The sequence below is a fragment of the Megamonas hypermegale genome (assembly GCF_900187035.1).
Lineage (GTDB): Bacteria > Bacillota > Negativicutes > Selenomonadales > Selenomonadaceae > Megamonas > Megamonas hypermegale.
Genome location: NZ_LT906446.1, coordinates 1,287,767 through 1,311,614 on the forward strand (window position 1 = coordinate 1,287,767; position 23,848 = coordinate 1,311,614).

General features: G+C 35.2%; 21 protein-coding genes, 1 riboswitch and 1 other annotated feature. Of the genes, 3 read left to right on the forward strand and 18 right to left on the reverse strand.

The features are described 5' to 3' along the window. Nucleotides 1-5: 5 nt before the first annotated feature. Both polA and CKV65_RS06110 read right to left on the reverse strand, forming a co-directional pair. Nucleotides 6-2,624, reverse strand: a complete 2,619-nt coding sequence (gene polA / locus CKV65_RS06105) for a DNA polymerase I (RefSeq protein ID WP_027890362.1) — start codon at nucleotides 2,622-2,624, stop codon at nucleotides 6-8. Between the two features lie 12 nt (nucleotides 2,625-2,636). Next, nucleotides 2,637-3,845, reverse strand: coding sequence for a L,D-transpeptidase (locus tag CKV65_RS06110; RefSeq protein ID WP_051177632.1), 1,209 nt, complete (start codon nucleotides 3,843-3,845; stop codon nucleotides 2,637-2,639). A 130-nt stretch (nucleotides 3,846-3,975) separates the two neighbouring features. Further along, nucleotides 3,976-4,073, forward strand: a riboswitch (THF riboswitch). A 54-nt stretch (nucleotides 4,074-4,127) separates the two neighbouring features. Here CKV65_RS06110 and CKV65_RS06115 point away from each other — a divergent pair. After that, nucleotides 4,128-4,619 carry a folate family ECF transporter S component gene (locus CKV65_RS06115; protein WP_027890361.1) on the forward strand — a complete coding sequence of 164 codons (492 nt, stop codon included), beginning with the start codon at nucleotides 4,128-4,130 and terminating at the stop codon, nucleotides 4,617-4,619. A 169-nt stretch (nucleotides 4,620-4,788) separates the two neighbouring features. On the opposite strand, the gene CKV65_RS06120 is transcribed toward CKV65_RS06115, so the two are convergent. From CKV65_RS06120 to CKV65_RS06190, 16 genes are all read right to left on the reverse strand, one after another. After that, the gene (locus CKV65_RS06120; protein WP_027890360.1) at nucleotides 4,789-5,118 is read right to left on the reverse strand and encodes a branched-chain amino acid transporter permease; all 330 of its coding nucleotides are present in this window, start codon (nucleotides 5,116-5,118) and stop codon (nucleotides 4,789-4,791) included. Next, on the reverse strand, nucleotides 5,012-5,827 hold the full coding sequence (gene azlC, locus CKV65_RS06125) for an azaleucine resistance protein AzlC (protein WP_081654860.1): 816 nt from the start codon (nucleotides 5,825-5,827) through the stop codon (nucleotides 5,012-5,014). The genes CKV65_RS06120 and azlC overlap by 107 nt, the downstream gene beginning before the upstream one ends. Nucleotides 5,828-5,845: 18 nt before the next feature. Beyond that, nucleotides 5,846-6,613 (reverse strand): 4Fe-4S binding protein, encoded by a 768-nt coding sequence (locus CKV65_RS06130; RefSeq protein WP_027890359.1) that lies wholly within the window; start codon nucleotides 6,611-6,613, stop codon nucleotides 5,846-5,848. Between the two features lie 75 nt (nucleotides 6,614-6,688). Further along, complete coding sequence (locus CKV65_RS06135; RefSeq protein ID WP_027890358.1) at nucleotides 6,689-7,066, reverse strand: biotin/lipoyl-containing protein; 378 nt, start codon at nucleotides 7,064-7,066, stop codon at nucleotides 6,689-6,691. Nucleotides 7,067-7,129: 63 nt separating this feature from the next. Continuing rightward, nucleotides 7,130-7,276: a hypothetical protein gene (locus CKV65_RS10820; protein ID WP_027890357.1), complete on the reverse strand. Its 147-nt coding sequence runs from the start codon at nucleotides 7,274-7,276 to the stop codon at nucleotides 7,130-7,132. A 20-nt stretch (nucleotides 7,277-7,296) separates the two neighbouring features. Beyond that, entirely contained in the window at nucleotides 7,297-8,832 is a 1,536-nt protein-coding gene (gene mmdA / locus CKV65_RS06140; protein ID WP_027890356.1) for a methylmalonyl-CoA decarboxylase subunit alpha, read from the reverse strand. A gap of 43 nt (nucleotides 8,833-8,875) precedes the next feature. Next, on the reverse strand, nucleotides 8,876-9,298 hold the full coding sequence (gene mce / locus CKV65_RS06145; protein ID WP_027890355.1) for a methylmalonyl-CoA epimerase: 423 nt from the start codon (nucleotides 9,296-9,298) through the stop codon (nucleotides 8,876-8,878). A 28-nt stretch (nucleotides 9,299-9,326) separates the two neighbouring features. Next, the gene (meaB, locus tag CKV65_RS06150; protein ID WP_027890354.1) at nucleotides 9,327-10,268 is read right to left on the reverse strand and encodes a methylmalonyl Co-A mutase-associated GTPase MeaB; all 942 of its coding nucleotides are present in this window, start codon (nucleotides 10,266-10,268) and stop codon (nucleotides 9,327-9,329) included. Between the two features lie 186 nt (nucleotides 10,269-10,454). After that, the gene (locus CKV65_RS06155; RefSeq protein WP_027890353.1) at nucleotides 10,455-10,844 is read right to left on the reverse strand and encodes a cobalamin B12-binding domain-containing protein; all 390 of its coding nucleotides are present in this window, start codon (nucleotides 10,842-10,844) and stop codon (nucleotides 10,455-10,457) included. Nucleotides 10,845-10,872: 28 nt separating this feature from the next. After that, complete coding sequence (locus tag CKV65_RS06160; protein WP_027890352.1) at nucleotides 10,873-12,525, reverse strand: acyl-CoA mutase large subunit family protein; 1,653 nt, start codon at nucleotides 12,523-12,525, stop codon at nucleotides 10,873-10,875. A gap of 27 nt (nucleotides 12,526-12,552) precedes the next feature. Next, entirely contained in the window at nucleotides 12,553-14,052 is a 1,500-nt protein-coding gene (locus CKV65_RS06165; RefSeq protein WP_027890351.1) for an acetyl-CoA hydrolase/transferase family protein, read from the reverse strand. A 257-nt stretch (nucleotides 14,053-14,309) separates the two neighbouring features. Beyond that, nucleotides 14,310-14,936 carry a redox-sensing transcriptional repressor Rex gene (locus tag CKV65_RS06170; RefSeq protein ID WP_027890350.1) on the reverse strand — a complete coding sequence of 209 codons (627 nt, stop codon included), beginning with the start codon at nucleotides 14,934-14,936 and terminating at the stop codon, nucleotides 14,310-14,312. Nucleotides 14,937-14,973: 37 nt separating this feature from the next. After that, nucleotides 14,974-16,269 carry an O-antigen ligase family protein gene (locus CKV65_RS06175; protein WP_027890349.1) on the reverse strand — a complete coding sequence of 432 codons (1,296 nt, stop codon included), beginning with the start codon at nucleotides 16,267-16,269 and terminating at the stop codon, nucleotides 14,974-14,976. A gap of 37 nt (nucleotides 16,270-16,306) precedes the next feature. Further along, on the reverse strand, nucleotides 16,307-17,611 hold the full coding sequence (locus CKV65_RS06180) for a bifunctional folylpolyglutamate synthase/dihydrofolate synthase (RefSeq protein ID WP_027890348.1): 1,305 nt from the start codon (nucleotides 17,609-17,611) through the stop codon (nucleotides 16,307-16,309). Nucleotides 17,612-17,640: 29 nt separating this feature from the next. Then, nucleotides 17,641-20,295, reverse strand: a complete 2,655-nt coding sequence (locus tag CKV65_RS06185) for a valine--tRNA ligase (RefSeq protein ID WP_027890347.1) — start codon at nucleotides 20,293-20,295, stop codon at nucleotides 17,641-17,643. A gap of 70 nt (nucleotides 20,296-20,365) precedes the next feature. Further along, nucleotides 20,366-20,587, reverse strand: a binding site (T-box leader). An 86-nt stretch (nucleotides 20,588-20,673) separates the two neighbouring features. Beyond that, the gene (locus CKV65_RS06190; RefSeq protein WP_027890346.1) at nucleotides 20,674-20,940 is read right to left on the reverse strand and encodes an HPr family phosphocarrier protein; all 267 of its coding nucleotides are present in this window, start codon (nucleotides 20,938-20,940) and stop codon (nucleotides 20,674-20,676) included. 173 nt (nucleotides 20,941-21,113) lie between these two features. On the opposite strand from CKV65_RS06190, the gene CKV65_RS06195 reads away from it, so the two are divergent. Then, entirely contained in the window at nucleotides 21,114-22,457 is a 1,344-nt protein-coding gene (locus CKV65_RS06195; RefSeq protein ID WP_027890345.1) for an MATE family efflux transporter, read from the forward strand. Nucleotides 22,458-22,629: 172 nt separating this feature from the next. Next, entirely contained in the window at nucleotides 22,630-23,835 is a 1,206-nt protein-coding gene (locus CKV65_RS06200) for a dicarboxylate/amino acid:cation symporter (protein WP_027890344.1), read from the forward strand. Nucleotides 23,836-23,848 lie beyond the last annotated feature (13 nt).

Genomic DNA, 23,848 nt, shown 5'->3' on the forward strand with positions numbered 1-23,848 from the left:
CCCTATTATTTAGCTTCAGCCCAATTTTTTCCATAATTTATATCAATTGTAAGTGGCACTTTTAATTTTGCTGTATTTTGCATAGCTTCACGCAAAATCTCTGAAACTTGCTCAATCTCTTTATCCACAACTTCCAAAACTAGTTCATCGTGTACTTGAAGCAAAATTCTGCTTTTAAGCCCAGCTTTTTTTATCGCATCACTTGCTCTATTCATGGCGATTTTTATAATATCTGCCGCCGTTCCCTGAATAGGCGTATTCATTGCCATGCGTTCCGCCAAAGAACGTTGCGTAAAGTTACGGCTCTTTATCGCAGGCAAATAGCGACGACGACCGAATAAAGTCGTTACATAACCTTTTTCATGCGCTTGTTGCACGATTTTTTCCATGAATTGTTTTACGCCACTACATTCTCTTAAATAATTATCGATATATTCGCCAGCTTCTTTTGGTGAAATATGCAGATTTTTAGCAAGACCAAATGGACTTATGCCATATATTATGCCGAAATTGACAGCTTTAGCACGGCTTCGCATTTGCGGTGTAACCTCATCAATTGGCACATTAAATACTTGTGCCGCTGTGGCTTGGTGAATGTCTTGATTATTGCGAAATGCTTCAAGAAAATGCTTATCTTCTGACATATGTGCCATAATTCTAAGTTCAATCTGTGAATAATCGGCTGACAAAATTTGGTCATAACCTTCGCCCGGTTCAAATAAACTGCGAATTTTCTTGCCTTCTGCTGTGCGCACTGGTATATTTTGCAAATTAGGTTCTGAACTGCTGAGTCTGCCTGTTTCTGTTACCGTTTGATTAAAAGTAGTATGAATGCGTTTTGTAGTTGGATTTATTAATGCCTTCAATCCATCAAGATATGTCGTCTTCAATTTATTTAATAAACGATAATCCAATATCTTAGAAATTATCGGATGAGCATAAATCAGATTTTCCAATACTTCCGCATTTGTCGAATAACCAGTCTTTGTCTTCTTCAATGCTGGTAAACCCAATTTCACGAATAAAATTTCACCCAATTGCTTTGGTGAATTAATATTGAACATCTCACCTGCTAATCCATAAATATCCTGTTCTAATAGATTGAGTTCGCTGTTCATCTGTGCATTCATTTCATCAAGTTTTGCTTCATTGATGTAAATGCCTACCATTTCCATATCTGATAACATTTTTGCTAATGGAAATTCAATATCTTGATACAATTTATCCATCTGCATATCTTTGAGTTTTTCTTGCAAAGTCTTGCAGATTTCATCTAAATGCTGTATATCGTAAGCGATTTTTTCTTCATCTTTTAATTGTTCATAATCAGTTGTTTCTTCAACTTCCGCAATTTGGCGGATTACATTCATCTCATAACTGCGCTTAGCAGGTTCTAAAAGATATGCCATCAAAAGTACATCATTGATTTTACCCGCTAAATTCAATCCTGCATGGTAAAATGATTTCACATCATAAACATTTTTTATGATATTTTCATCAGCTAAAATATCATTTACTAATGCAAAATCATCTTTTAAAATGCCAATCTTATCAGAAACACAAATCGCCATCAATTTTATATTTACATCAGGTACTTTACCTTCTGTCTGCATCAATATGGAACATTTTCCCTGCACTTTAATATCATTTTTAAATTCATCTATATTATCTATATTTAAAATCTGATACTGTGGCATTTCATTTGCTGAAAAATCCAAAGTCAATTCTTCCTCAGAATCTGATTTAAACTCATCAGCAAAGATTTTTTTCATACGATTTAAGACTGTTTTTAACTCATATTTATCGCAAAAAGCTTGCAATTTTAAGATATCCGGTGCAATTTTATATTCATCAGGTACAAAATTTACATCTACATCACAAAAAATTGTAGCCAATTTATATGATAAGCGTGCTAAATCCTTATTTTCTTCTAGCTTTTCTTTTAATTTTTTGCCTGAAACTTCATCGATATTATCGAGTAAATTTTCTAAATCTCCAAGCTGTGTCAATAATTTTAAAGCTGTCTTTTCACCAATTCCTGGCACACCTGGGATATTATCAGAACTATCCCCCATCAAAGCTTTTATATCAATCAATTTCTTCGGTTCAAGCCCTGCATACTTTTCTTTAAACGCTTCTTCATCAAAGATTTGCATATCCATAATACCGCGACGCGTGAGCATTACTTTTACTTGTGGCTCAATGAGTTGCAATGCGTCTTTATCGCCTGTAACGATTAAGACTTCATACCCTTCACTCGCTGATTTTTTAGCTAAAGTTCCAATTATATCATCAGCTTCATAATTATCTTTTTCAATAAAAGCAATACCTAAAGCTGCCAAAAATTCCTGCAATAGCGGTATCTGTGATTTTAATTCATCTGGAGTTTTAGCTCTTTGTCCCTTATACGCTTCATACATATCTGTGCGAAACGTTTTGCGACTTTTATCAAAGGCTACAGCTATGAGTTCCGGTTTATAATCAGTCAAGATTTTTCCAAGCATATTAGAAAAACCCATGATTGCATTCGTATAAATGCCTTCAGAAGATGTCAGCAGTGGCAGAGCAAAAAATGCTCTGTACATTAAACTGCTACCATCAATAATAATAAATCTTCGCTCCACAACAAGCCTCCTTTATTTTACTGTTACTAATTCCATTTTATCTGTTTCGTTGTTATCCACTACAGATTTTTCAAAGTCAATTGTTTTTTGTTCTGGTTTTATTTTTGTATCCACAGATTTATATAATTCTTTTTCTGCATTTAAACTATTTTCACGTTTAGGTACATTTACATTATTTTGTTTAACAGTATCCTGTTTTACTGTAGTATCTTGTTTGTCTTTTTCATCAGCAACTTCATTAATTTCAACTGGTTGTACAGCATTGGCAGTTATTGGTGTTAATGTTGCTACAGTATAATTTTTATTTAAAGTAAAGTTAACATCAAAAATATTGCTTATATCAGTTAAGCGAATGTATGGTTTCTTGCTAAATAATGATACAGCTGCACTGCCTTTTGTTGTAGTTGCATTATTATTTTCAACTTTTACAGCAGTATTCAATGTCTTTGCTAAATTTTCTACAGGTACATAAGTTAAATTTTGATAATTAACAGCTTTGAAATCTAATTTTTTGCCATTGTACATGAGATTTACTGGAGCTGCTACAAAATTTGGCAAACCATTTGAAGCTTCAATGGATTTTGCAACATAATCATCACTTACAAAATCAGCAATACCATAACCAGCTAAACCTTGTTTAACAAAATCAACTGTGAGATTTTGCATATTATATCCATCTGGATAAATATAATAAGCTACTCTGCCATCTTGTGTTTTATCGATGACTAAACGATTGTACATAATCTGTACTTCTGTACCAACATCTACTTTATCGAATAATTTTTCAACATCGGCTTCTACCATGCGCACACAACCATTAGAAACGTAATGACCTACGGAACTTGGTTTATTAGTACCATGAATACCATAGTTACCACCTATGCCAAGCCAACGATAGCCAAGCGGATTATCAGGGCCAGATGAAATTGCAACACTTGTATCACCTGGGTCAACCCAAGTAGGATTTTCAATTTTTTCAACGATTTTATAAAAACCAGCTGGTGTTTTAGTCTCTATTCTACCTACACCAACAGGATACATCGCTACACAATTATTATCTTCATAAAGGCGCAACGAACGCGCTGGAATATTAATCAATATCCAACGTTTAACCGTATTAACAGGAGCACTATTAGAAGTGTTTGTGTTTTCTGCTGCAAATACTACAGCTTGTGCCATTAAGATACATAAAAATACAAATAAAGCCATAATTTTTTTCATAAAAACCACTTTTCCTTCTACAAAATATTTCTCGTTATCTTATAATAACACATCGTATACTTTTTACAATACCAAAACCATTACTGGACAAGATAAAATCACAGGATTATAATAAATATTATTGCTTTTAAGCAGAGTAAATATCTGTGCGTTAAGTGTCAGACAGACGGGGAGTTGCTGTCTGAACGAAAAGATTTTCTTGCGGTACAGATATTGCATCCCGCTGCTACATACAGGAAAGATTTCCTACTATGTGGCAACGCCAATTTAGGAGGTATCTTTATGTATATTGTATCTAGTGGTATATTCATTGCAATAACTATTCTATTCACTTATGTTTTTGCTATCCAAACCCCATTTGTCCGCATTGATTTTGCTTTTATTCCAATAGCTATCTACGCTTCTATGTGGGGAGCAAAAAAAACTATAATAATGGCTGTATTGGCTGATATTATCGGCAGTAATCTATTCATGCCAGGACTTTATTTTCCTGGTTTTACTCTAAGTGCAGCTGTATCAGCATTTATTTATGGTAAATTCCTCTATAAACAGGAAATAACCTTAAAAAAATTATTCATAATGAATGGTTGCATACTTTTATTTGTCGATTGTATTTTAAACAATATCTGGTTAACATTGATGTACCATGATGCTGCTGTAGCATTTTTCTCTTTACGCTTAATAAAAGCAGCACTTCTCACATCTGTAAAAGCCGTTGTTTTATACAATTTGTTTAAACCACTAAAAGTTTTTATTTTAAAATACAGTAAATAATATCTATATTTCATAAAGGAAGATTTATTATGGATTTTGGTGATTTATTTTTAATTTTTCTCCTGATTGTTGTCTTTATTTACACTTTCTGGGATGATGTTTTCACCGACACGCAATTTTAAAAAACGACCTTTGATAGTTATGTGACTATTAAAGGTCGTTTTCTTTTTCACAAAAAAACATATTGTACAAGTGCCATATAAAAAATTGTTCCGCCTGCTATAGAAATGAGCATTTGCCTTTTCCATAGATGTAAAATGACGACAAAAACAATAGCTATCAATTCTGGAATACCATGACTACCTGTAAATATATTTACATTTTTTAAACAATAGATAATTAAAAGACCAAAAACAGCAGAAGGAAGTAGATTACCGAGATATCGAATGTATTTAGGTGTAAATTTCTCTGTAGGAAATAAAATAAATGGTATAAAACGCGTCAAAACTGTTCCCAATACTACCATAGCAATAGTTATTATCTGTTCTGAAAAACTCATTTACTAAATGCCCCTTTTTTAATGAACTACGCAATAAAGTTAATGTGGCTAAGATTATAAGCATAGATGGTATTATAAAATTATCTGCGCCAAAGATACATAGACAGATTACAGAAATCAAAATACCCAATATTGATGATATATGATTTTTTTCATGTAACCATTGTTCAAGGAAGATAACAACAAACATTGCTGTCATCACAAATTCCAAACCTTCTGTATTAAAATGGATTAATGAGCCAAAAATACCGCCAAGCGTTGCACCTACAACCCAATACATATGATTAAATACAGTAACGGCAAACATGAACCAGCCACGGTCAATATCTTTAGGAATTCTCGCTGTGTAATTGATAGAAAAACTTTCATCACACATACCAAATATGAGATAAATCTTTTTCCAACCCGTATGACGATATTTTTCTAACATAGAAATACCATAAAATAAATGCCTAGCATTAATCATAAGCGTCATCAATAAAGCCTGTACAGGATTAAAAGCACTCAACAACAAGCTAACAGTGACAAATTCCACAGAACCCGCAAAAATGGTCAAACTCATCAACATAGGGTACCAAAAACTAAATCCTGAGACATTCATATAAATTCCATATGCCATTCCCAAAAATAAAAAACCAGCTAAGATAGGTACGGTATGCGGAAATGCCGCGATAAAAGCTTTTCGTATTATACTAAATTTATTTTCCATATTACCTTCCCTTCTATTTTAAATAAAAAATTCATTATTCTTTCTAGTGGAACAAAGTGGTGTTAAATGTTCTTTTAATTTATTTAATATTTCTATCGGTACGTATCGGCAATTCATCGGACATACTTTTATACAACGCAAGCAAGATATACATTTTGTCGCTTCACATTCAAAAGAAAATTCATCAATTGCATGTGTTGGACAAGCTACAACACACATTCCACAACTTATACATTTATCTTTATCTAAACGCGGTGCCATTGATGAAGCCATTGCCATTTTATATGGTCTATTTCCGCTAACAGCTATATCATCATAAACTTCAGTAGTTATTTTAGCTTTTATCTGCTTGGCAAAACTTTTTAATTCTTTTTTATCTTCCATATCAGGTCTACCTGCTCCAAACTCTGGCACTATGGAATGCTGAGTTACAACAGCAGCTGCTGCAATCACCTTAAAATTATTTTTTTCAGCTAAATCTTTTAATTCTATTAAAGTATCTTCATAAGCACGATTGCCAAAAGTAACAACTAATACTGCTAATGCGCCATTACCTGAAATATTTTCAGCAAAACGTTGCGTAAAAGTCTGTGGCACTCTGCCTGCATAAGAAGGTACGCCGATTAAAACCAAATCATCTTTTGTAAACTCAGCTTTTAATTCTCTATTTTGATATAATGTCAAATCAACATCTTCTGCTACCATTTTTAAATCCATAGATAAACAATCTAATACGTCACGTGTGCTATCTGTAGGACTAAAAAATACATTATATAGGTTTTTCATTTAAAACACTTCCTCATATCATAAAAAAATCCACCAGCCGAAAACGACTGATGGATTTTTCATACAAATTAATAATTAGCCAACAACAACCATTGCTTGACCAGGTTTTACGCTATCTCCAGCATTAACGGAGAAGGATTTAACTGTACCAGCGCATGGTGCAGCAATTTCATTCTGCATTTTCATAGCTTCGAGAATTAATAAAGTATCGCCAGCGTTAACAGCTTGACCAACGGAAGCTACTAATTTAACGATTTTACCAGGCATTGGAGCACTAACTGTAGTATCACCAGCAGCAGCAGGTGCAGCAGCAGCTGGAGCAGCTTTAGGTGCAGGTGCAGGTGCAGCAGCAGGTGCTGGAGCTGCTTTAGGTGCAGGAGCTGCAGCAGCTTTTACTTCTTCGATTTCAACTTCATAAGCGTTACCATTTACAGTGATGTTAAATTTTTTCACTTTGTATTCCTCCAAGATATTACTTTTTATTTGGATATTATTGGTTTATTGATGACGGAAAAATTAAGCGTTGTCGCGTCTGCCCGCCATTGTCCAAGCATCGCTGCGTTTAATACGAACAGCTATGACTTTTTTGCCAATCATCATTTCTACAGCGGCAGAAATAGCAGCTACTACTTCTTCGCTAATAGGAGCATTGTTATTTGCCATGTTAATTTACTCTCCCCTTATTATAATGGAACATTGCCGTGTTTTTTAGCCGGACGTGTTTCACGTTTGCTTGCAAGCATGTTCAAAGCAGTGATAATACGAGGACGTGTTTCTTTTGGATCAATTACCATATCAATGTAACCACGTTCTGCTGCTTTATAAGGTGTAGCAAATTCAGCAATATATTCTTCTGTATGAGCTTTTTTAGTTTCTGGGTCATCTTTACGGAAGATGATATTAGCTGCACCAGCAGGACCCATAACTGCAATTTCAGCAGTAGGCCAAGCCATAACTTGGTCAGCACCGAGTTCACGAGAGCACATAGCGAGGTAAGAACCGCCGTATGCTTTACGAGTTATAACTGTAACTTTTGGTACAGTTGCTTCACAATAAGCGTAAAGCATTTTTGCACCATGGCGAATAATACCGCCATATTCCTGGTCAGTACCAGGCAAGAAGCCAGGAACGTCAACGAGGTTGACAATAGGAATATTGAATGCGTCACAGAAACGAATAAAGCGAGCAGATTTATCAGATGCATTGATATCGAGGCAGCCTGCCATTACTGCTGGCTGGTTGGCAATGATACCAACGGAACGTCCGCCGAAATGCGCAAAGCAAGTGATAATATTTGTAGCATAATGCTGATGAACTTCATAGAATTCACCATCATCAACGATAGAACGAATAACATCTTTCATGTCATAAGGCATGTTAGAGTTATCTGGAATTACTGTATCGAGGCTATCATCCATACGAGATGGGTCATCAGCTGTTGGTCTTTCTGGAGCATCATCCATATTATTGCTTGGTAAGAAGCTGAGCAAATAACGAATTTGTTCAATGCAATCTGCTTCATTATCAGCAGCAAAATGAGCAACACCAGAAACAGTGTTATGAGTCATAGCACCACCGAGCTGTTCAGCTGTAACTTCTTCTGCAGTAACAGATTTGATAACAGCTGGACCAGTGATAAACATCTGGCTAGTGTTTTTAACCATATAAATGAAGTCTGTAAGAGCTGGAGAATATACTGCACCACCAGCGCATGGTCCCATGATTACAGAAATCTGTGGAACAACACCAGATGCATCAGTATTTCTCTGGAAAATTCCGCCGTAACCAGAAAGTGCATCAACTGCTTCTTGAATACGAGCCCCGCCGGAATCATTGATACCAACGCAAGGAGCGCCCATTTTTAAAGACATTTCCTGTACTTTCCAGATTTTTTTAGCGTGCATTTCACCAAGAGAACCACCTTCTACAGTGAAATCTTGTGCATATGCATATACTAAACGGCCATCTACAGTACCATAGCCTGTGATAACACCTTCAGCAGGTAAATCTTTCTTTTCCTGACCGAAGTTAGTGCAACGATGTTTTACAAACTGATCTAATTCAACGAATGTACCTTCATCAAAAAGTTTTTCAATACGTTCACGAGCAGTCATTTTACCTTTAGCATGCTGTTTTGCAACACGTTTAGGACCGCCTGCTTGCAAAATGTGTTCCTTTTTGGCATTCATGAGGTCAATTCTTTCTTGAACTGTAGCCAAAATTATACCTCCTTAATAAAATCTATGCTTAAAATAAGCTAGATTATTTTGTTTCATCTAAACGCTGAGCAAGTTCTAATAAGATACCGCTAGCTTTTGGATGAACAAATGCAATACTGGAATTGCCAGCGCCGTAACGAGGTTTTTCATCAATCATACGAACGCCTTTTTCTTTCATTTCAGCGATAGCTTCTTCAATGTTATCAACATTTAAAGCAACATGTTGAATACCAGTGCGACCACCATTTTTAGCGATGAATTTAGCGATTGGGCCATCATCAGTAGTGGATTCGAGAAGTTCTAATTCAACTTCACCACATGGAACGAAGCTTACTTTAACTTTCTGGTCTTCGATAACTTCATCTTCTTTAGTAATTTTAATACCTAAAACTTCTTCATAGAATTTTTTTGCTTCTTGAAGATTTGGTACAGCAATACCGATATGGTCAACTCTGTTGATTTTCATTGATAAGACCCTCCTGATAAATAATCTGTTATTTTTTTAACATATTATCCATAATTGTATTAACTACAGTATATGGATCATTTTGGCGAGTTTCAATAGCTTTTACATAAGCATCGATTTCGCCAGTTTTTATGATATGTTCAGTTATATAGGCACCTATAGAAGCATTCAAACGGTCTAAAAGTTCATTTTTAGCACGTTTATGACGTCTAATAGCTAAATTGCCACTTTCAGTCAAGTATTTTTGATGTTCTTCTATAGTTTCCACTAATTCATCTATACCTTCGCCTCTATTAGCCATAACCTTTTTAATAGGTGGACGCCAATCATGTTTAACGCCATCAAGGTCAAGCATCATATTCAGTTCGATATATAATTTATTTGCACCATCAAGATCTGCTTTATTGATGGTAAAAATATCACCGATTTCCAATATTCCGGCTTTAATAGCCTGGATATCGTCACCAAGTCCCGGTACTAATACAACCATAGTTGTATCAGCGGCTTTGACAATATCAACTTCAGACTGACCTACACCAACAGTTTCTACAATAATAACATCTTTGCCAAAAGCATCCATTGCTTTTATTGCATCAGCTGTTTTATGTGATAAGCCACCTAAGCTGCCTCTTGTCCCCATGCTGCGGATAAATACACCTTCATCCAAAGTCAAACTGTTCATTCTAATACGGTCACCTAAAATAGCGCCGCCTGTAAATGGACTAGTCGGGTCAATAGCGATGATACCAACTGTTTTACCTTGATTACGATAAGCTCTTGCAAGTTTATCAGTAAGAGTGGATTTACCTGCACCTGGTGGGCCAGTAATACCAAGGACAAAGGCATGCCCGGTATGTGGATACAGTTTTTTCATGATTTCTACTGCAGAATCTGTTTCATTTTCTATTGCTGTAATTGCACGAGTAAGAGCTAAACGATTTCCATTTAACAATTCTTGAGCTATATCCATATAAGCACCACCTTTGATTGATAGCTTCTGTCCCTTTTGACAAAATATGCCGGCACAAAAGCTACATATTTTGTTTTTACAAATTTAAGTCTTTACTTAATAAGGCAATTCATCTCACTACTTGCATAACGAGAAAGGATGAATTGCCTTTTAAGTTTTAGATAAAATTAACGCGCTAAGCCTTAATTAGTCTTTTTTTACATGTTCTTTGATGTAGTTAACAACATCAGATGTTGGAGTACCAGGAGTGAATACTTCTGCGATACCAGCTTCTTTTAATGCTGGGATATCGCCTTCTGGAATAACGCCACCACCGATGATTAATACATCGTTCATGCCTTTTTCTCTAACAAGATTTACAACTTTAGGGAAAAGGTGTGGATGAGCACCGGAAAGAATGCTCATAGCAACAACATCAACGTCTTCCTGAAGAGCTGCTTCTGCAATCTGTTCAGGAGTCTGACGAAGACCTGTATAAATTACTTCAAAACCTGCATCGCGAAGTGCACGTGCTACTACTTTTGCTCCACGGTCATGACCATCCAAACCTGGTTTTGCTACTAATACTCTAATCATTCTATTTACCTCCAAATATCTTCACTTATTAAAGATTTACATGTGCTTCATATTCGCCGAATACTTTACGCATTACGCCGCAGATTTCACCGAGAGTTGCATAAGTTTTAACGGCAGCGAGGATATGAGGCATAAGATTTTCGTTTTCATCTTTGCAAGCAGCTTCCAAATCAGCAAGAGCAGCTTGAACAGCAGCGTTATCACGTTTAGCTTTCATAGCTTCAACTTTAGCTTTCTGTTTTTCACCAACGGAAGCATCAACTTTAAGAAGTCCTTCAACTGGTTTTTCTTCAATCTGGAATTTATTTACGCCGACAATTGTTCTTGCACCAGATTCAACGTCCATCTGCCATTTGTAAGCACTGTCTTGAATTTCTTTCTGGATATAACCTTGTTCAATTGCAGCAACAGCACCGCCGATTTCATCAATTTTCTTGATGTAATCCCAAGCTTCAGCTTCAATTTTATTAGTCATAGCTTCTACATAGTAAGAACCAGCAAGTGGGTCGATAACGTCAGCTAAGCCACTTTCATAAGCAACGATCTGCTGAGTACGAAGAGCGATCATAACGGATTCTTCTGTAGGAAGAGCAAGTGCTTCATCACGGGAGTTTGTATGGAGAGACTGAGTACCACCCATAACAGCAGCAGCAGTTTGTAAAGCAACACGAATGATGTTGTTGTTAGGCTGTTGAGCTGTAAGCATAGAACCAGCAGTCTGAGTATGGAAACGAAGTTTCATGGATTTTTCGTTTTTAGCGCCAAATCTTTCTTTCATAACTTTAGCCCAGATACGACGGGAAGCGCGGAATTTAGCAACTTCTTCAAGTACGTTGTTATGAGCATTCCAGAAGAAGGAAAGACGACCAGCAAATGCATCAACATCAAGACCAGCTTTGATAGCTGCTTCAACGTAAGCGATACCATCAGCAATTGTAAATGCAATTTCCTGAGCAGCTGTAGAACCAGCTTCACGAATATGGTAACCAGAAATGGAGATTGTGTTCCATTTTGGTACATATTTAGAGCAATATTCAAAGATGTTAGTGATAAGACGCATGGATGGACGTGGAGGGAAGATGTATGTTCCACGAGCTGCGTATTCTTTAAGGATATCGTTCTGGATAGTACCTTTTAATTGGTCAGCAGATACACCCTGTTTTTCAGCAACAGCAATATACATAGCTAAGAGTACGGAAGCTGGAGCATTGATTGTCATGGAAGTGGAAACTTTACCGAGGTCGATACCATCAAAAAGAACTTCCATATCTGCTAAGGAGTCGATAGCAACACCAACTTTACCAACTTCACCTTCGGAGATTTCATCAGTGGAATCATAACCGATCTGAGTTGGAAGGTCGAATGCGCAGGAAAGTCCAGTAGCACCGGATTCAATCAAATAACGATAGCGTTTGTTGGATTCTTCAGCTGTGGAGAAACCAGCATACATACGCATTGTCCAGAAACGGCCACGATACATAGTAGGCTGTACACCACGAGTATAAGGATATACACCTGGGAAGCTGATATCATCTGCATAATCAGTGTCAGCAATATCAAGCGGAGTGTATAAACGCTGTTCTGGAAGATGTGGACGTTCTGGGAATCTTGCGATTGCTTTTTCTACGCCAGCATTATACTTAGCTAATTCAGCTTGGATTTTTTCTTTTTCATTGCTCATAATTTAAATTTCCTCCCTAAAAAGGTATTATTTCATTGAACCTGTTTCCATGAATTTTTCATGCCAGGACAAAGCTTCTTTAAGAATATGTGGAGTTTGTGCATGTTTAGTTGCAGCTTCTGCTCTTTCCAAATAATCCATCAGCATTGGTCTATAATCAGGATGAGCACATTTGTTAATAACTTCACGAGCACGTTCACGTGGAGAAAGACCACGAAGGTCAGCTAAACCTTGTTCAGTAACGATAATATCTACATCATGTTCTGTATGGTCAACATGTGAGCACATAGGAACGATAGAAGAAATAAGACCGTTTTTAGCTGTAGATGCTGTGAAGAAGCAAGTGAGGTACGCATTTCTAGCGAAGTCGCCAGAACCACCAATACCGTTCATCATTTTAGTACCTAAAACGTGAGTAGAGTTTACATTACCATAAATATCGCATTCAATAGCAGTATTCATAGCAATAACACCAATTCTTCTTACAACTTCTGGGCTGTTGGAAATTTCCTGTGGACGAAGTAAAAGATGTTTTCTATATTCTTTGATATTTTCATAGAAACGTTTTAATCCGTCTGGAGAAGGAGATAATGCTGTACCAGATGCAAAATTCAATTTACCTGCATCGATTAAGTCAAACATACCGTCCTGAATAACTTCTGTATATACAGACAAGTCTTTAAGGTCAGAATCTACGAAACCGCTAATTACGGCATTTGCAACGTTACCTACACCAGATTGGAGTGGTAAGAGGTTTTTAGGCATATGACCTTTTTTAACTTCGCTCTGTAAAAGTTCGATAATAAATTCGGACATTTTGTGGTCATCTTCACTGATTTCACCAAATGGACGAGTTTTATCTGTGATATCACAAGGAACAATACATTTAATTTTTTCTGGAGTGCACGGTATGTACGGAGTACCGATACGGTCATTAGCCTTAACAATTGGAATTGGAAGACGATGAGGCGGATCAAGTGGTACATAAACGTCATGCATACCTTCGAGTTCTAATGGCTGAGTAGTATTTACTTCTACGATAACCATATCTGCTTGTTGAACATAAGAAGCAGTATTACCCATAGATGTTGTTGGGATAATATTACCTTCTTCTGTAATAGCGCAAGCTTCTACGATAGCAACATCCAATTTACCATAAAAACCATAACGAACGAGCTGTGCAGATTCGCTAAGATGTAAATCACTATATGCGATTTCGCCAGAATTAATAGCACCTCTTACTGCTTTGTTTGTTTGGTATGGCATACGTTTATCAATGCCATGAACTTTGCATAAAGCTTCATCAAGTTCTGGTCCTACAGATGCACCAGTAAATAAGTTGATTTTAAATGGGTGCTCTTTCATACGTTCAGCAAGAGCTAAAGGTACTGCTTTAGGATAACCAGATGGTGTAAAACCACTAGTACCTACATTCATGCCAGGTTTTATTAGTTCAGCTGCTTCCTGAGCACTGACAATTTTCGCATGCAATGATTTATTGCGCACACGATCTAAAATGTCAATCATTAAAGATTCTCCTCCTTACGTAAGATTGTATTATTGTATTATTTGTCGTGTTTAATTATACCATTGTACTGCATGATAATCAAAGATTATTATACTATTTACAATATAAATTTTTTATTTATAATTATACTTTACATTAATAAATAAAAATTATGAAAAATCAACACATCAATGATAAATAAACAATAATGCATATCACTAACAAAAGCATACCACTACCAGTTAAAAGCGTCAAGTTTTCCCATTAAGAAAACCTGCTATTTTCCTGTAATATAATACGACAATCTACTAAGTCCAACTGATAAATCTTCATTGACTATTTTTACATCATCTGGAACTTTCATTTTTATTGGAGCAAAATTCCAAATGCCTTTTATCTTTGCTTTAATCAATCTATCAGCTACAGATTGGGCAAATTGAGCAGGAACTGCAATAACACCTATATCAATTTTTAATTTTGCAGCTACTTTTGGTAAATCATCTATACTTCTTACTCTTACATGATTTACTGTTTTCCCAATAATACTTGGGTCATTATCAAATAATGCTACTAAATTAAAACCAAGTGCAATAAAATTTTGATAGTTAGCAAGTGCCACGCCCAAATGACCAATGCCGACTATAGCAATATTCCAATGATTATCAAGCCCTAGAATTTTGCCTACATTAAATTTAAGTTCATTGACATAATAGCCAACTCCCTTTTTGCCAAACTGCCCAAATAAAGCTAAATCCTTACGAATTTGCTCTGGTGTTAATTCCAAGCGACGGCCTAACTCTTCCGACGATATTATATCCATACCATCATCTTGAGCTAGTCTTAAACATCTATAATATAATGGTAATCTATCGATTGTTGCTTTGGAAATAGTTTGTTCTTTCAACTGTATTCACTCCTCTAAGGCTTGATTTATTTTTATATCACTTATATACTTTTTTACCCAATATCACAGCAACACCTGAAAATAGCCATACTAACATGGACAACTCTGTGTTAAACATGACATAATCTGTTAATCCATTGAGTGCTAATGCACTCATGCCAAGACCAATACCCAACATAACACCTTTATTTAAAGGCTCTATATCTGAAATTTGCGTTTTAAATGCTTTATATATTATACCAAAAAAATATACCATATAACTTACGAAACCGAATAAACCGATTTCTGCCATAAAATTCAAATACATATTATGTGCATGTACAATTTTTATAAAATCACCCTGCATATAATAATCGTAACTAGGGTATACCATAAAATATGCTCCCCAGCCAATGCCTAAAAGTGGATGGTCTAAAATCATAGCTATTGTACTTTCCCAAAATGCCAAACGCATTTCTGATGAAGTGTCAAGCTTACTAAATACAGAAGTCAATCGTTCAACGAGTGCTGCATCACTTACAAGCAATATCACAGCTAAAGCAATGAGTGCCACTAAAATCTTTCGATTGTATAATGCACCGTAAACAGCCATTACTACAGCAATGCTAAGGCAAGCACCTCTGGCATAAGTTAATGTTAAACAAAAAGCTGTAATACAGAATAAAATACCAATAGCTATTCTTAAATTTCTATTTTTGACTACCACAAATATTCCCATGAGCATTCCCAACATGAAATCTAAATAGCCACCTAATAAATTAGGATTTTGCCAAGTAGAAAATACACGCGTTTTCAAACCCGGAAATATTGCATTATCCGTCCAAACCATTGCTTCTTCTGACGTTAAACCAATTCCAAAGAAAGCTTGTAAAAATCCATAGACGATTACAATAGCCAAAGAAAAGCACATCACATATAACAGCGTTTTAACCTGTTCTAATAATGCTACTCTAACTACATGTTTATCAGTATCTGATGAAACTTTTACTTGTTTAACATCTTTAATATTTAAACTTTGTACTACTAAATAATATGTAAGTACATATCTTCCCACTAAATTATAGCAGTTATAAAAACTGAACGCTGGGTCGGGCGAAACAAATATGGATAAAAATGATATCACTACAAAAATAGCAATAGGAAAATCAAATGGCGTTCTTTCCCATTCAAAAAAACCTTTTACAGATTTATAAATGTAAACGAGCCAACCTACTACTAATAAAAGACTGGATATTTCATATGAAAATGGCAACATGAATAATAATGCTGCTACGATATAAAACATCAATCGCTTACAATCGTTATTAAATCTATTTTTTTTAAATATATTCACATTTTCACCTACTGTTTTCTTTCAAGCAGTAATCAACTTATTCCACTTTTTTTAGTTCATTAACTAAAGCGTATCTCAATTCACCTGTCAAATATAAAGAACCTGTAATGCAAAGTAATTTTTCTTTATTTGCTAAACTTTTAGCCGCATTTAAGGCTTCATACATATTATCAAAAAGTTCTACATGATGATTTTTTATTTTTTCAGCAATATATTCTGGTGAAGCTTTGCGTTCAGAATCTGGTGTTGTAATAACAATTTCATCATCATCTCTAAGTAAATAATCAAGCATAGCATCTATATCTTTATCCTTTAAGATACCTAAAAGAATAACTCTTTTTCCTTCTGGATAATATTTATCCAAATTTTCACGGAATATCTTCATGCCTGCTGGATTATGCGCTCCATCTACGATATAAGATTGTCCATCTATAATAAAAGGTTCAAAACGAGCTGGCCATTTTGCTACAGCAAGCCCATCAATTATATTCTGTTTATTTATGCGTTCATCACTATTAGTCAAAATTCCCGCTGTCATTATTGCTAATGAACTATTTTCTATTTGATGGTCACCTAGCATTTTTAATTTGTAATCAAAATTTATACCTGCAAGTTCTGAAATAAAACGCAAATATTGATATTGACCATCAAAAGTAACATATGAAGCAGAAAAATCACTATTAGCTATAAAAATATCAGCACTCTTTTCTTCTGCTGTTTGCGAAATAATATCAAGTGCTATTCCTTTAGCTGCTGTTACTACAGGTACGCCTTCTTTTATAATACCCGCTTTATGCTTAGCAACACCTTCTAAAGTACCACCACATAAAGCAGCATGTTCAAAAGTCACATTTGTTATAACACAAATTTCTGGTTTTATGACATTTGTAGAATCAAGCAAACCGCCAAGCCCTACTTCAATGACAGCGTATTCTACTTTATTAATAGCAAAATATAAAAAAGCTGCCGCTGTAATAACTTCAAATTGAGTAGGTGATTCTTCGCCTTCACTGACCATTTTATCAACAAATGTCTTGACAGCACTGATACAATCAGCAAATGCTTCTTCTGTAATAGGACAACCATCAATCTGTATGCGTTCTGTATATGATACTAGATGAGGTGAAATATACAATCCCGTTTTTATATTAGACATCGTTAAAATACTAGATAACATGGAAGAAACAGAGCCTTTGCCATTTGTTCCTGTCACATGAATTGTCTTATAGTGCAGTTGCGGATTATCTAAATAACCTACCAATTTTTTAATACGGCTTAAACCGAGCTTAGTACCAAAGGTACTAAGCTCATCCAAATAAGCCAATGATTCCTGATAATTCATTTCATCTTTAGCCTTTCATCACAAAATAATTAAAGAGTTGCCAAGTATGCCAAACGCTGTTTTACAGCTTCGCGTTTTTCTTCATAGCCTTTTAATTTTTCTTGTTCTTTAGCAACGATATCAGCAGGCGCTTTTGCTAAGAAACCTGCATTAGATAATTTCTTTTCAAGACGCATTACTTCTTTATCTAATGTTGCAACTTCTTTATTTAAACGTGCTGTTTCTTTTTCCACATCAATGAGTCCTGCAAGTGGTAAATATATTTCTACGCCATTTGTTACTGCCGTCATAGCGTTTTGTGGTTTAACATCTTCTTGTTGCCAAATAGTCACATCAGATGCACTTGCCAAAGCTTTGAAATAATTTTCATTTTGCATAAATACATCTTGTAATGATTTATCTGTGAAATGTAAAATCACTTCTGTTTTCTTGCTTGGTGCAGCATTTACTTCTGCTCTCATGTTGCGGATTGCTTTAATCGTTTCCATAATAGCAGTCATATGAATTTCACTTGCTTCATCAATTTTGCTTTTTTCGCCAGTTGGCCACTGTGCTACCATGATGCTGATACCTTCATGTGGTATATGCTGCCATATTTCTTCTGTGATAAATGGCATGAATGGGTGTAAAAGACGAAGTGTATGTTCTAATACATAATTCAATACATATTGAGCAACTTTGCGTGGTAATTCGTTTTCTTTATCGTAAAGACGAGCTTTAGAAAGTTCGATATACCAATCGCAGAATTCATTCCAGATGAAATCGTATAAGGAACGACCAGCTTCGCCTAATTCAAATTTTTCTAAGTTGTTTGTTATGCTCATAGCAGTTTTAGCATAACGGCTTAAAATCCATTTATCTGCTAAAGTGAAATCTTCTTCTTTTGGAACGAAGTCTTTATCAAAACCTTCAAGGTTCATGAGCATGAAACGAGAAGCATTCCATAATTTATTAGCAAAATTACGTGCAGACTCTACGCGTTCCCAATAAAAACGCATATCATTACCTGGTGTATTACCAGTTATGAGCATAAAACGAAGTGTATCTGCACCGTATTTATCAATTACTTCTACAGGGTCAATACCATTGCCGAGAGATTTACTCATCTTACGACCTTGGCTATCACGTACAAGACCATGAATAAATACATATTTAAATGGAATGTCTTTACCAAATTCCATACCCATCATTACCATACGAGCAACCCAGAAGAATATGATGTCATAGCCTGTAACGAGTACACTTGTTGGATAAAATTGTTTTAATTCTTCAGTATCCTGAGGCCAGCCCATTGTTTCAAACGGCCAAAGACCAGAACTAAACCATGTATCGAGTACATCTTCATCTTGATGTACATGTTTAGAACCGCAATGTGGGCAAACTTGTACATCTTCGTTTTCAACGATTGTCGCACCGCAATCATCACAGTACCAAGCAGGAATACGATGGCCCCACCAAAGTTGACGAGAAATACACCAATCGCGAATATTTTCTAACCAATTGCAATATATTTTAGAAAATCTTTCTGGAATAAATTTGATTTTGCCAGATTTTACAGCTTCAATAGCTGGAGCAGCTAAAGATTCCATTTTTACAAACCATTGTTTGGAAACGAGTGGTTCAACTGTTGCAGAGCAACGAGAGCAATGACCTACAGAATGTTCATGGTCTTCAATGCTGATTAAATAACCTGCTTCTTTTAAATCAGCGACGAGTTGTTTTCTGCATTCATAGCGGTCAAGTCCTGCGTATTTGCCAGTATTATCTGCCATAGTACCATCATTATTGATTACAACAATCTGTTCCAAATTATGGCGAGTACCCATATCAAAGTCATTAGGGTCATGCGCAGGTGTTACTTTTACTGCACCTGTACCAAATTGTGGGTCTACATAGCTATCAGCAAAAAGTGGAATACGACGGCCAACGATTGGCAATATCAAAGTTTTGCCCACTAAATCTTTATAGCGTTCATCATCTGGGTGAACTGCAACACCAGTATCACCAAACATAGTTTCTGGACGAGTTGTAGCGATTTCTACAAATTTATCTTCGCCTTCAACTTGATATCTAATATGATATAAATGACCTGGTTCTGTCTGATGTTCTACTTCAATATCACTGAGTGCAGTGTTGCAATGTGGGCACCAGTTTGTTATGCGTTTGCCTTGATAGATAAGACCTTTTTTATACAATTGTACGAATACTTCACGTACAGCATGAGAGCAGCCTTCATCCATAGTAAAGCGTTCTCTATCCCAATCACAGGAAGAACCTAAAGTACGAATTTGATATTTAATGCGGTTGCCGTATTTTTCCTTCCATGCCCAAGCACGTTCTAAAAATGCTTCACGGCCTATATCATAGCGTGATTTACCTTCTTCACGCAGTGCAGCATCAACTTTTGCCTGTGTTGCAATACCTGCATGGTCTGTACCTGGCATCCATAAAGTATTATAGCCTTGCATTCTTCTAAAACGAATTAATATATCCTGCAAAGTATTATCCATAGCATGGCCCATATGAAGTTGACCTGTTACGTTTGGTGGTGGCATAACTATGCTAAATGGTTTTTTAGTTTTATCCACTTCAGCATGAAATAATTTATGTTCCTCCCAATACTTATACCATTTTTTTTCGAATGACTGCGGGTCGTAAACCTTTGGAATATTTGTCTCTTCCATTAAAAATCCTCCTAAATAAAATTTATACAAAAATAGTCAAAATTACTCCAATAAAAAAATCTCCTCCATCCAAAAGGACGAAAGAGATATTTCGCGGTACCACCTAATTTTTTCTGCATAATTTTAACAGAACTTCATTACTTAACGCTGTATCTGCGCCCATGCCTAATACTATTTCAGCATGAGAACTCCAAAGCTACTTTCTAGATACTTGGCTGGAAAATTTCTCAGCTAATTATTTTCTCTCTGTTCAGTCCGTATATATCTATACTCTCTTCTTCATCGTTTTTACTACATTAAAAAAATTGTATAAGCTATATTATCATAAAATACGCATAAAAACAACTGTAATATTTATATATATATTGTGGAAAACGATTACTGATGTTCGCCAAAACGACTGTTTATAAGTTCAATTAAAGCATCAATAGCTTCTTTTGCATCTTCACCTTCTGCTGTGATAGTTACAGGCGTTCCACAAGTCATACCTACACTTGTTATCGGAATGATATTTTTCCCATCTACGGTTTGTCCTTTAGCTGTATAAGTGATTTTAGATTTATAACGACGACCCATTTGTGCCATCATTGCTGCTGGACGTGCATGCACTCCCGCTTTGTTGATGATTGTAACTGTAGCTTCCATAAGTTGTTTACTCCTTTTTATAACTTTATAGTTCGAATATTTTTTTAATAACTTAAATTTAATTATATATTTATATTTTTATAATTGCAATAAATTATTATACAGGTATAATAAACAGTGATATATTTCTACTAACAAACACTTAAAACAGCATTTTCTCAGGGGGTTTCTTTATGAAATACGATTTGACAACTGGTCCTGTTGCAAAAACGATGCTCAAATTTTCCATACCCATGATTTTAGGCGACCTGTTTCAACAACTTTACAATATTTCTGATACTTTAATCGTTGGCTGGTTCATTGGCACAAATGCACTCGCTGCTGTCGGCGCATCATATACACTTATCATCTTTTTAACATCGGTTATATTGGGTTTATGTATGGGAAGTGGTGCATTATTTTCCATTTTTTACGGTGAAAAAAATTTTACCAATCTTAAATCCAGTATTTTTTTATCTTTTATCTTAATTTCAATCATCACCATCATTATCAATATACTCATTTTCGTATATATAGATGAAATCATCGTTTTTATGAGGATACCACAAGAAATATACGATTTAGCTTATACGTATCTTTATATAATCTTTATCGGTTTTAGTTTTACATTTATCTATAATTATTTTACTTGTTTGCTCCGCGCTATTGGCAATTCCAATACACCTTTATTATTTCTCGGCTTTTCCGCTATCTTAAACATCATTTTATCACTCGTATTTGTAGCAATCTTTAATATGGGTGTATCAGGTTCTGCTATAGCTACCGTTATTTCCCAAGGTTTATGTGCTCTAGGACTCATCTTATACACTGCATTAAAATGTCCTGAATTAATGCCCCAAAAAGAACATATGCATTGGAATTTCTCCATGCTAAAAAATATCGCTAACTCTTCAATATTGACATGCACTCAACAATCGGTAATGAATTTTGGGATTTTAATGGTACAAGGCTTAGTAAATAGCTTTGGCCCAACGGTTATGGCTGCATTCACCGTAGCGGTAAAAATTGATTCACTTGCTTATATGCCTGCACAGGATTTCGGCAATGCCTTTTCAACTTTTATCGGACAAAATTTCGGTGCAAAACAGACGGAACGCATACGCCAAGGCATAAAAACAGCACTGAAAATTTCTTTTGTTTTTTGTCTAATAATCTCAATCATCGTCATTATTTTTGCTAAATCTTTAATGACAATTTTTGTCGACGCAAATGAAATAGCTATAATTGAAATCGGAGCACAATATTTATATATTGAAGGCAGTTGTTATTTTGGTATTGGTTTCTTATTTTTATTATACGGTTTTTATCGCGCTATAAACTTCCCTATGATGTCTGTTATCTTAACGATAATCTCATTAGGTACACGCGTCTTTTTAGCATATTATTTAGCTTCCATTCCTTCTATTGGTGTTATTGGTATTTGGTGGTCTATACCAATAGGCTGGGCTTTAGCTGATATCTTCGGTTTTGTTTATTACAAACGAAAAAAACTTCATTTAATCGGTAATTTACAATAATTTTTAAAAAAATCATTGTAAATTTGTAAATTTTTTTAGTCTTATAATACATTTTATGCTATAATGATAAAGATATTTTTTGCCATTTTGTGGGCACAAAATATCTTTTATTACTTTACCTGTTAAAGTGTTAAAGTAAAATTTATAACAAAATATAAGGAGGTCGTCATTTTTGAGAAAACTCAGCATGAGTGCCAAAGTTTTTATTGGGTTTGGCGTAGGCATTATTCTCGGTCTTGTTTTCCAAAAAAACATTTTATTTGTTCAGCCACTCGGCGATTTATTTTTAAAACTCATTCAAATGATTGTTATTCCAATGGTCTTTTTATCCATTATCAGTGGTATTGCTAGTATCGGTGATATTGGAAAATTACGTCGCATTGGAGCAAAAGTTATCGGCTTTTACATTATAACTACCGTTTTATCCGCTATCATCGGTCTTGTTGTTGCGCATATAATGCAACCAGGTGCAAATTTCCCAACAAGCCAAATCATCAATACTGATGAACCGATTAAAGCTGCAGAACCAATGACAGTAAGTCAAACAATTTTAAGTATGATACCTACTAATCCACTTGAAGCTCTAGCTACAGGCAATTTAATTCAAGTAATCGTGTTTGCAGTATTTATCGGTATTGCCATTACCATTTTAGGTAATAAAGTTTCTAATGTGAAACGAGTAATTGATGAAGCAAATTTAATCATGTTTAAAATCACCGACATTGTAATGAAAGTAACACCTTATGGTGTAGCTGCACTTGTTGCCTGCTCTGTTGGTCAATACGGTTTATCTATCTTCAATATTTTAGGTAAATTTATTTTGACTCATTACATAGGTGCTTTTTCTGTAGTATTCATTATGTATACATTTATCATCAAATATATTGCCAAAATTTCTTTAAAAGATTTCTTCACGAAAATTACAGAAGTTTGGCTCGTTGCATTTAGTACTACTAGCAGTTCTGGTACCTTACCAATTACATTACGCGTTACAGAAGAAAAATTCAATGTAAAAGATGAGCTTGCTGCATTTTCTTTACCAATCGGTGCTACTATCAATATGAATGGTATTGCTGTTTATTATGCTGTTACTGTTTTATTCGTTGCACAGGTTTACGGTGTAGATTTAACATTAATGCAACAAGTAATGTTCATCTTTATGACTACATTAATTTCTATTGGCACACCAGGTATTCCTAATAGCGGTATCGTTTTAACAATAATGCTCTTAACAACAATGGGTCTTCCTATTGAAATAATGGGTATGATTGTAGGTATTTTCCGTTTAATTGATATGATTCATACTGCACTTAATGTTACTGGCGATGTTGTTAGTACGCTTGCTGTAGCACGTATTGAGCATATGTATAAAAAATAATCTATAAGGATTT

Coding starts and splice junctions, on each gene's coding strand:
- CKV65_RS06190 (WP_027890346.1), bottom strand. CDS start 20,940: ATGGAAGCTACAGTTACAATCATCAACAAAGCGGGAGTGCATGCACGT.
- CKV65_RS06115 (WP_027890361.1), top strand. CDS start 4,128: ATGTATATTGTATCTAGTGGTATATTCATTGCAATAACTATTCTATTC.
- mce (WP_027890355.1), bottom strand. CDS start 9,298: ATGAAAATCAACAGAGTTGACCATATCGGTATTGCTGTACCAAATCTT.
- CKV65_RS06185 (WP_027890347.1), bottom strand. CDS start 20,295: ATGGAAGAGACAAATATTCCAAAGGTTTACGACCCGCAGTCATTCGAA.
- CKV65_RS06160 (WP_027890352.1), bottom strand. CDS start 12,525: ATGAGCAATGAAAAAGAAAAAATCCAAGCTGAATTAGCTAAGTATAAT.
- CKV65_RS06195 (WP_027890345.1), top strand. CDS start 21,114: ATGAAATACGATTTGACAACTGGTCCTGTTGCAAAAACGATGCTCAAA.
- CKV65_RS06155 (WP_027890353.1), bottom strand. CDS start 10,844: ATGATTAGAGTATTAGTAGCAAAACCAGGTTTGGATGGTCATGACCGT.
- CKV65_RS06165 (WP_027890351.1), bottom strand. CDS start 14,052: ATGATTGACATTTTAGATCGTGTGCGCAATAAATCATTGCATGCGAAA.
- CKV65_RS06120 (WP_027890360.1), bottom strand. CDS start 5,118: ATGAGTTTTTCAGAACAGATAATAACTATTGCTATGGTAGTATTGGGA.
- CKV65_RS06180 (WP_027890348.1), bottom strand. CDS start 17,611: ATGAATTATCAGGAATCATTGGCTTATTTGGATGAGCTTAGTACCTTT.
- CKV65_RS06110 (WP_051177632.1), bottom strand. CDS start 3,845: ATGAAAAAAATTATGGCTTTATTTGTATTTTTATGTATCTTAATGGCA.
- azlC (WP_081654860.1), bottom strand. CDS start 5,827: ATGGAAAATAAATTTAGTATAATACGAAAAGCTTTTATCGCGGCATTT.
- CKV65_RS10820 (WP_027890357.1), bottom strand. CDS start 7,276: ATGGCAAATAACAATGCTCCTATTAGCGAAGAAGTAGTAGCTGCTATT.
- meaB (WP_027890354.1), bottom strand. CDS start 10,268: ATGGATATAGCTCAAGAATTGTTAAATGGAAATCGTTTAGCTCTTACT.
- CKV65_RS06130 (WP_027890359.1), bottom strand. CDS start 6,613: ATGAAAAACCTATATAATGTATTTTTTAGTCCTACAGATAGCACACGT.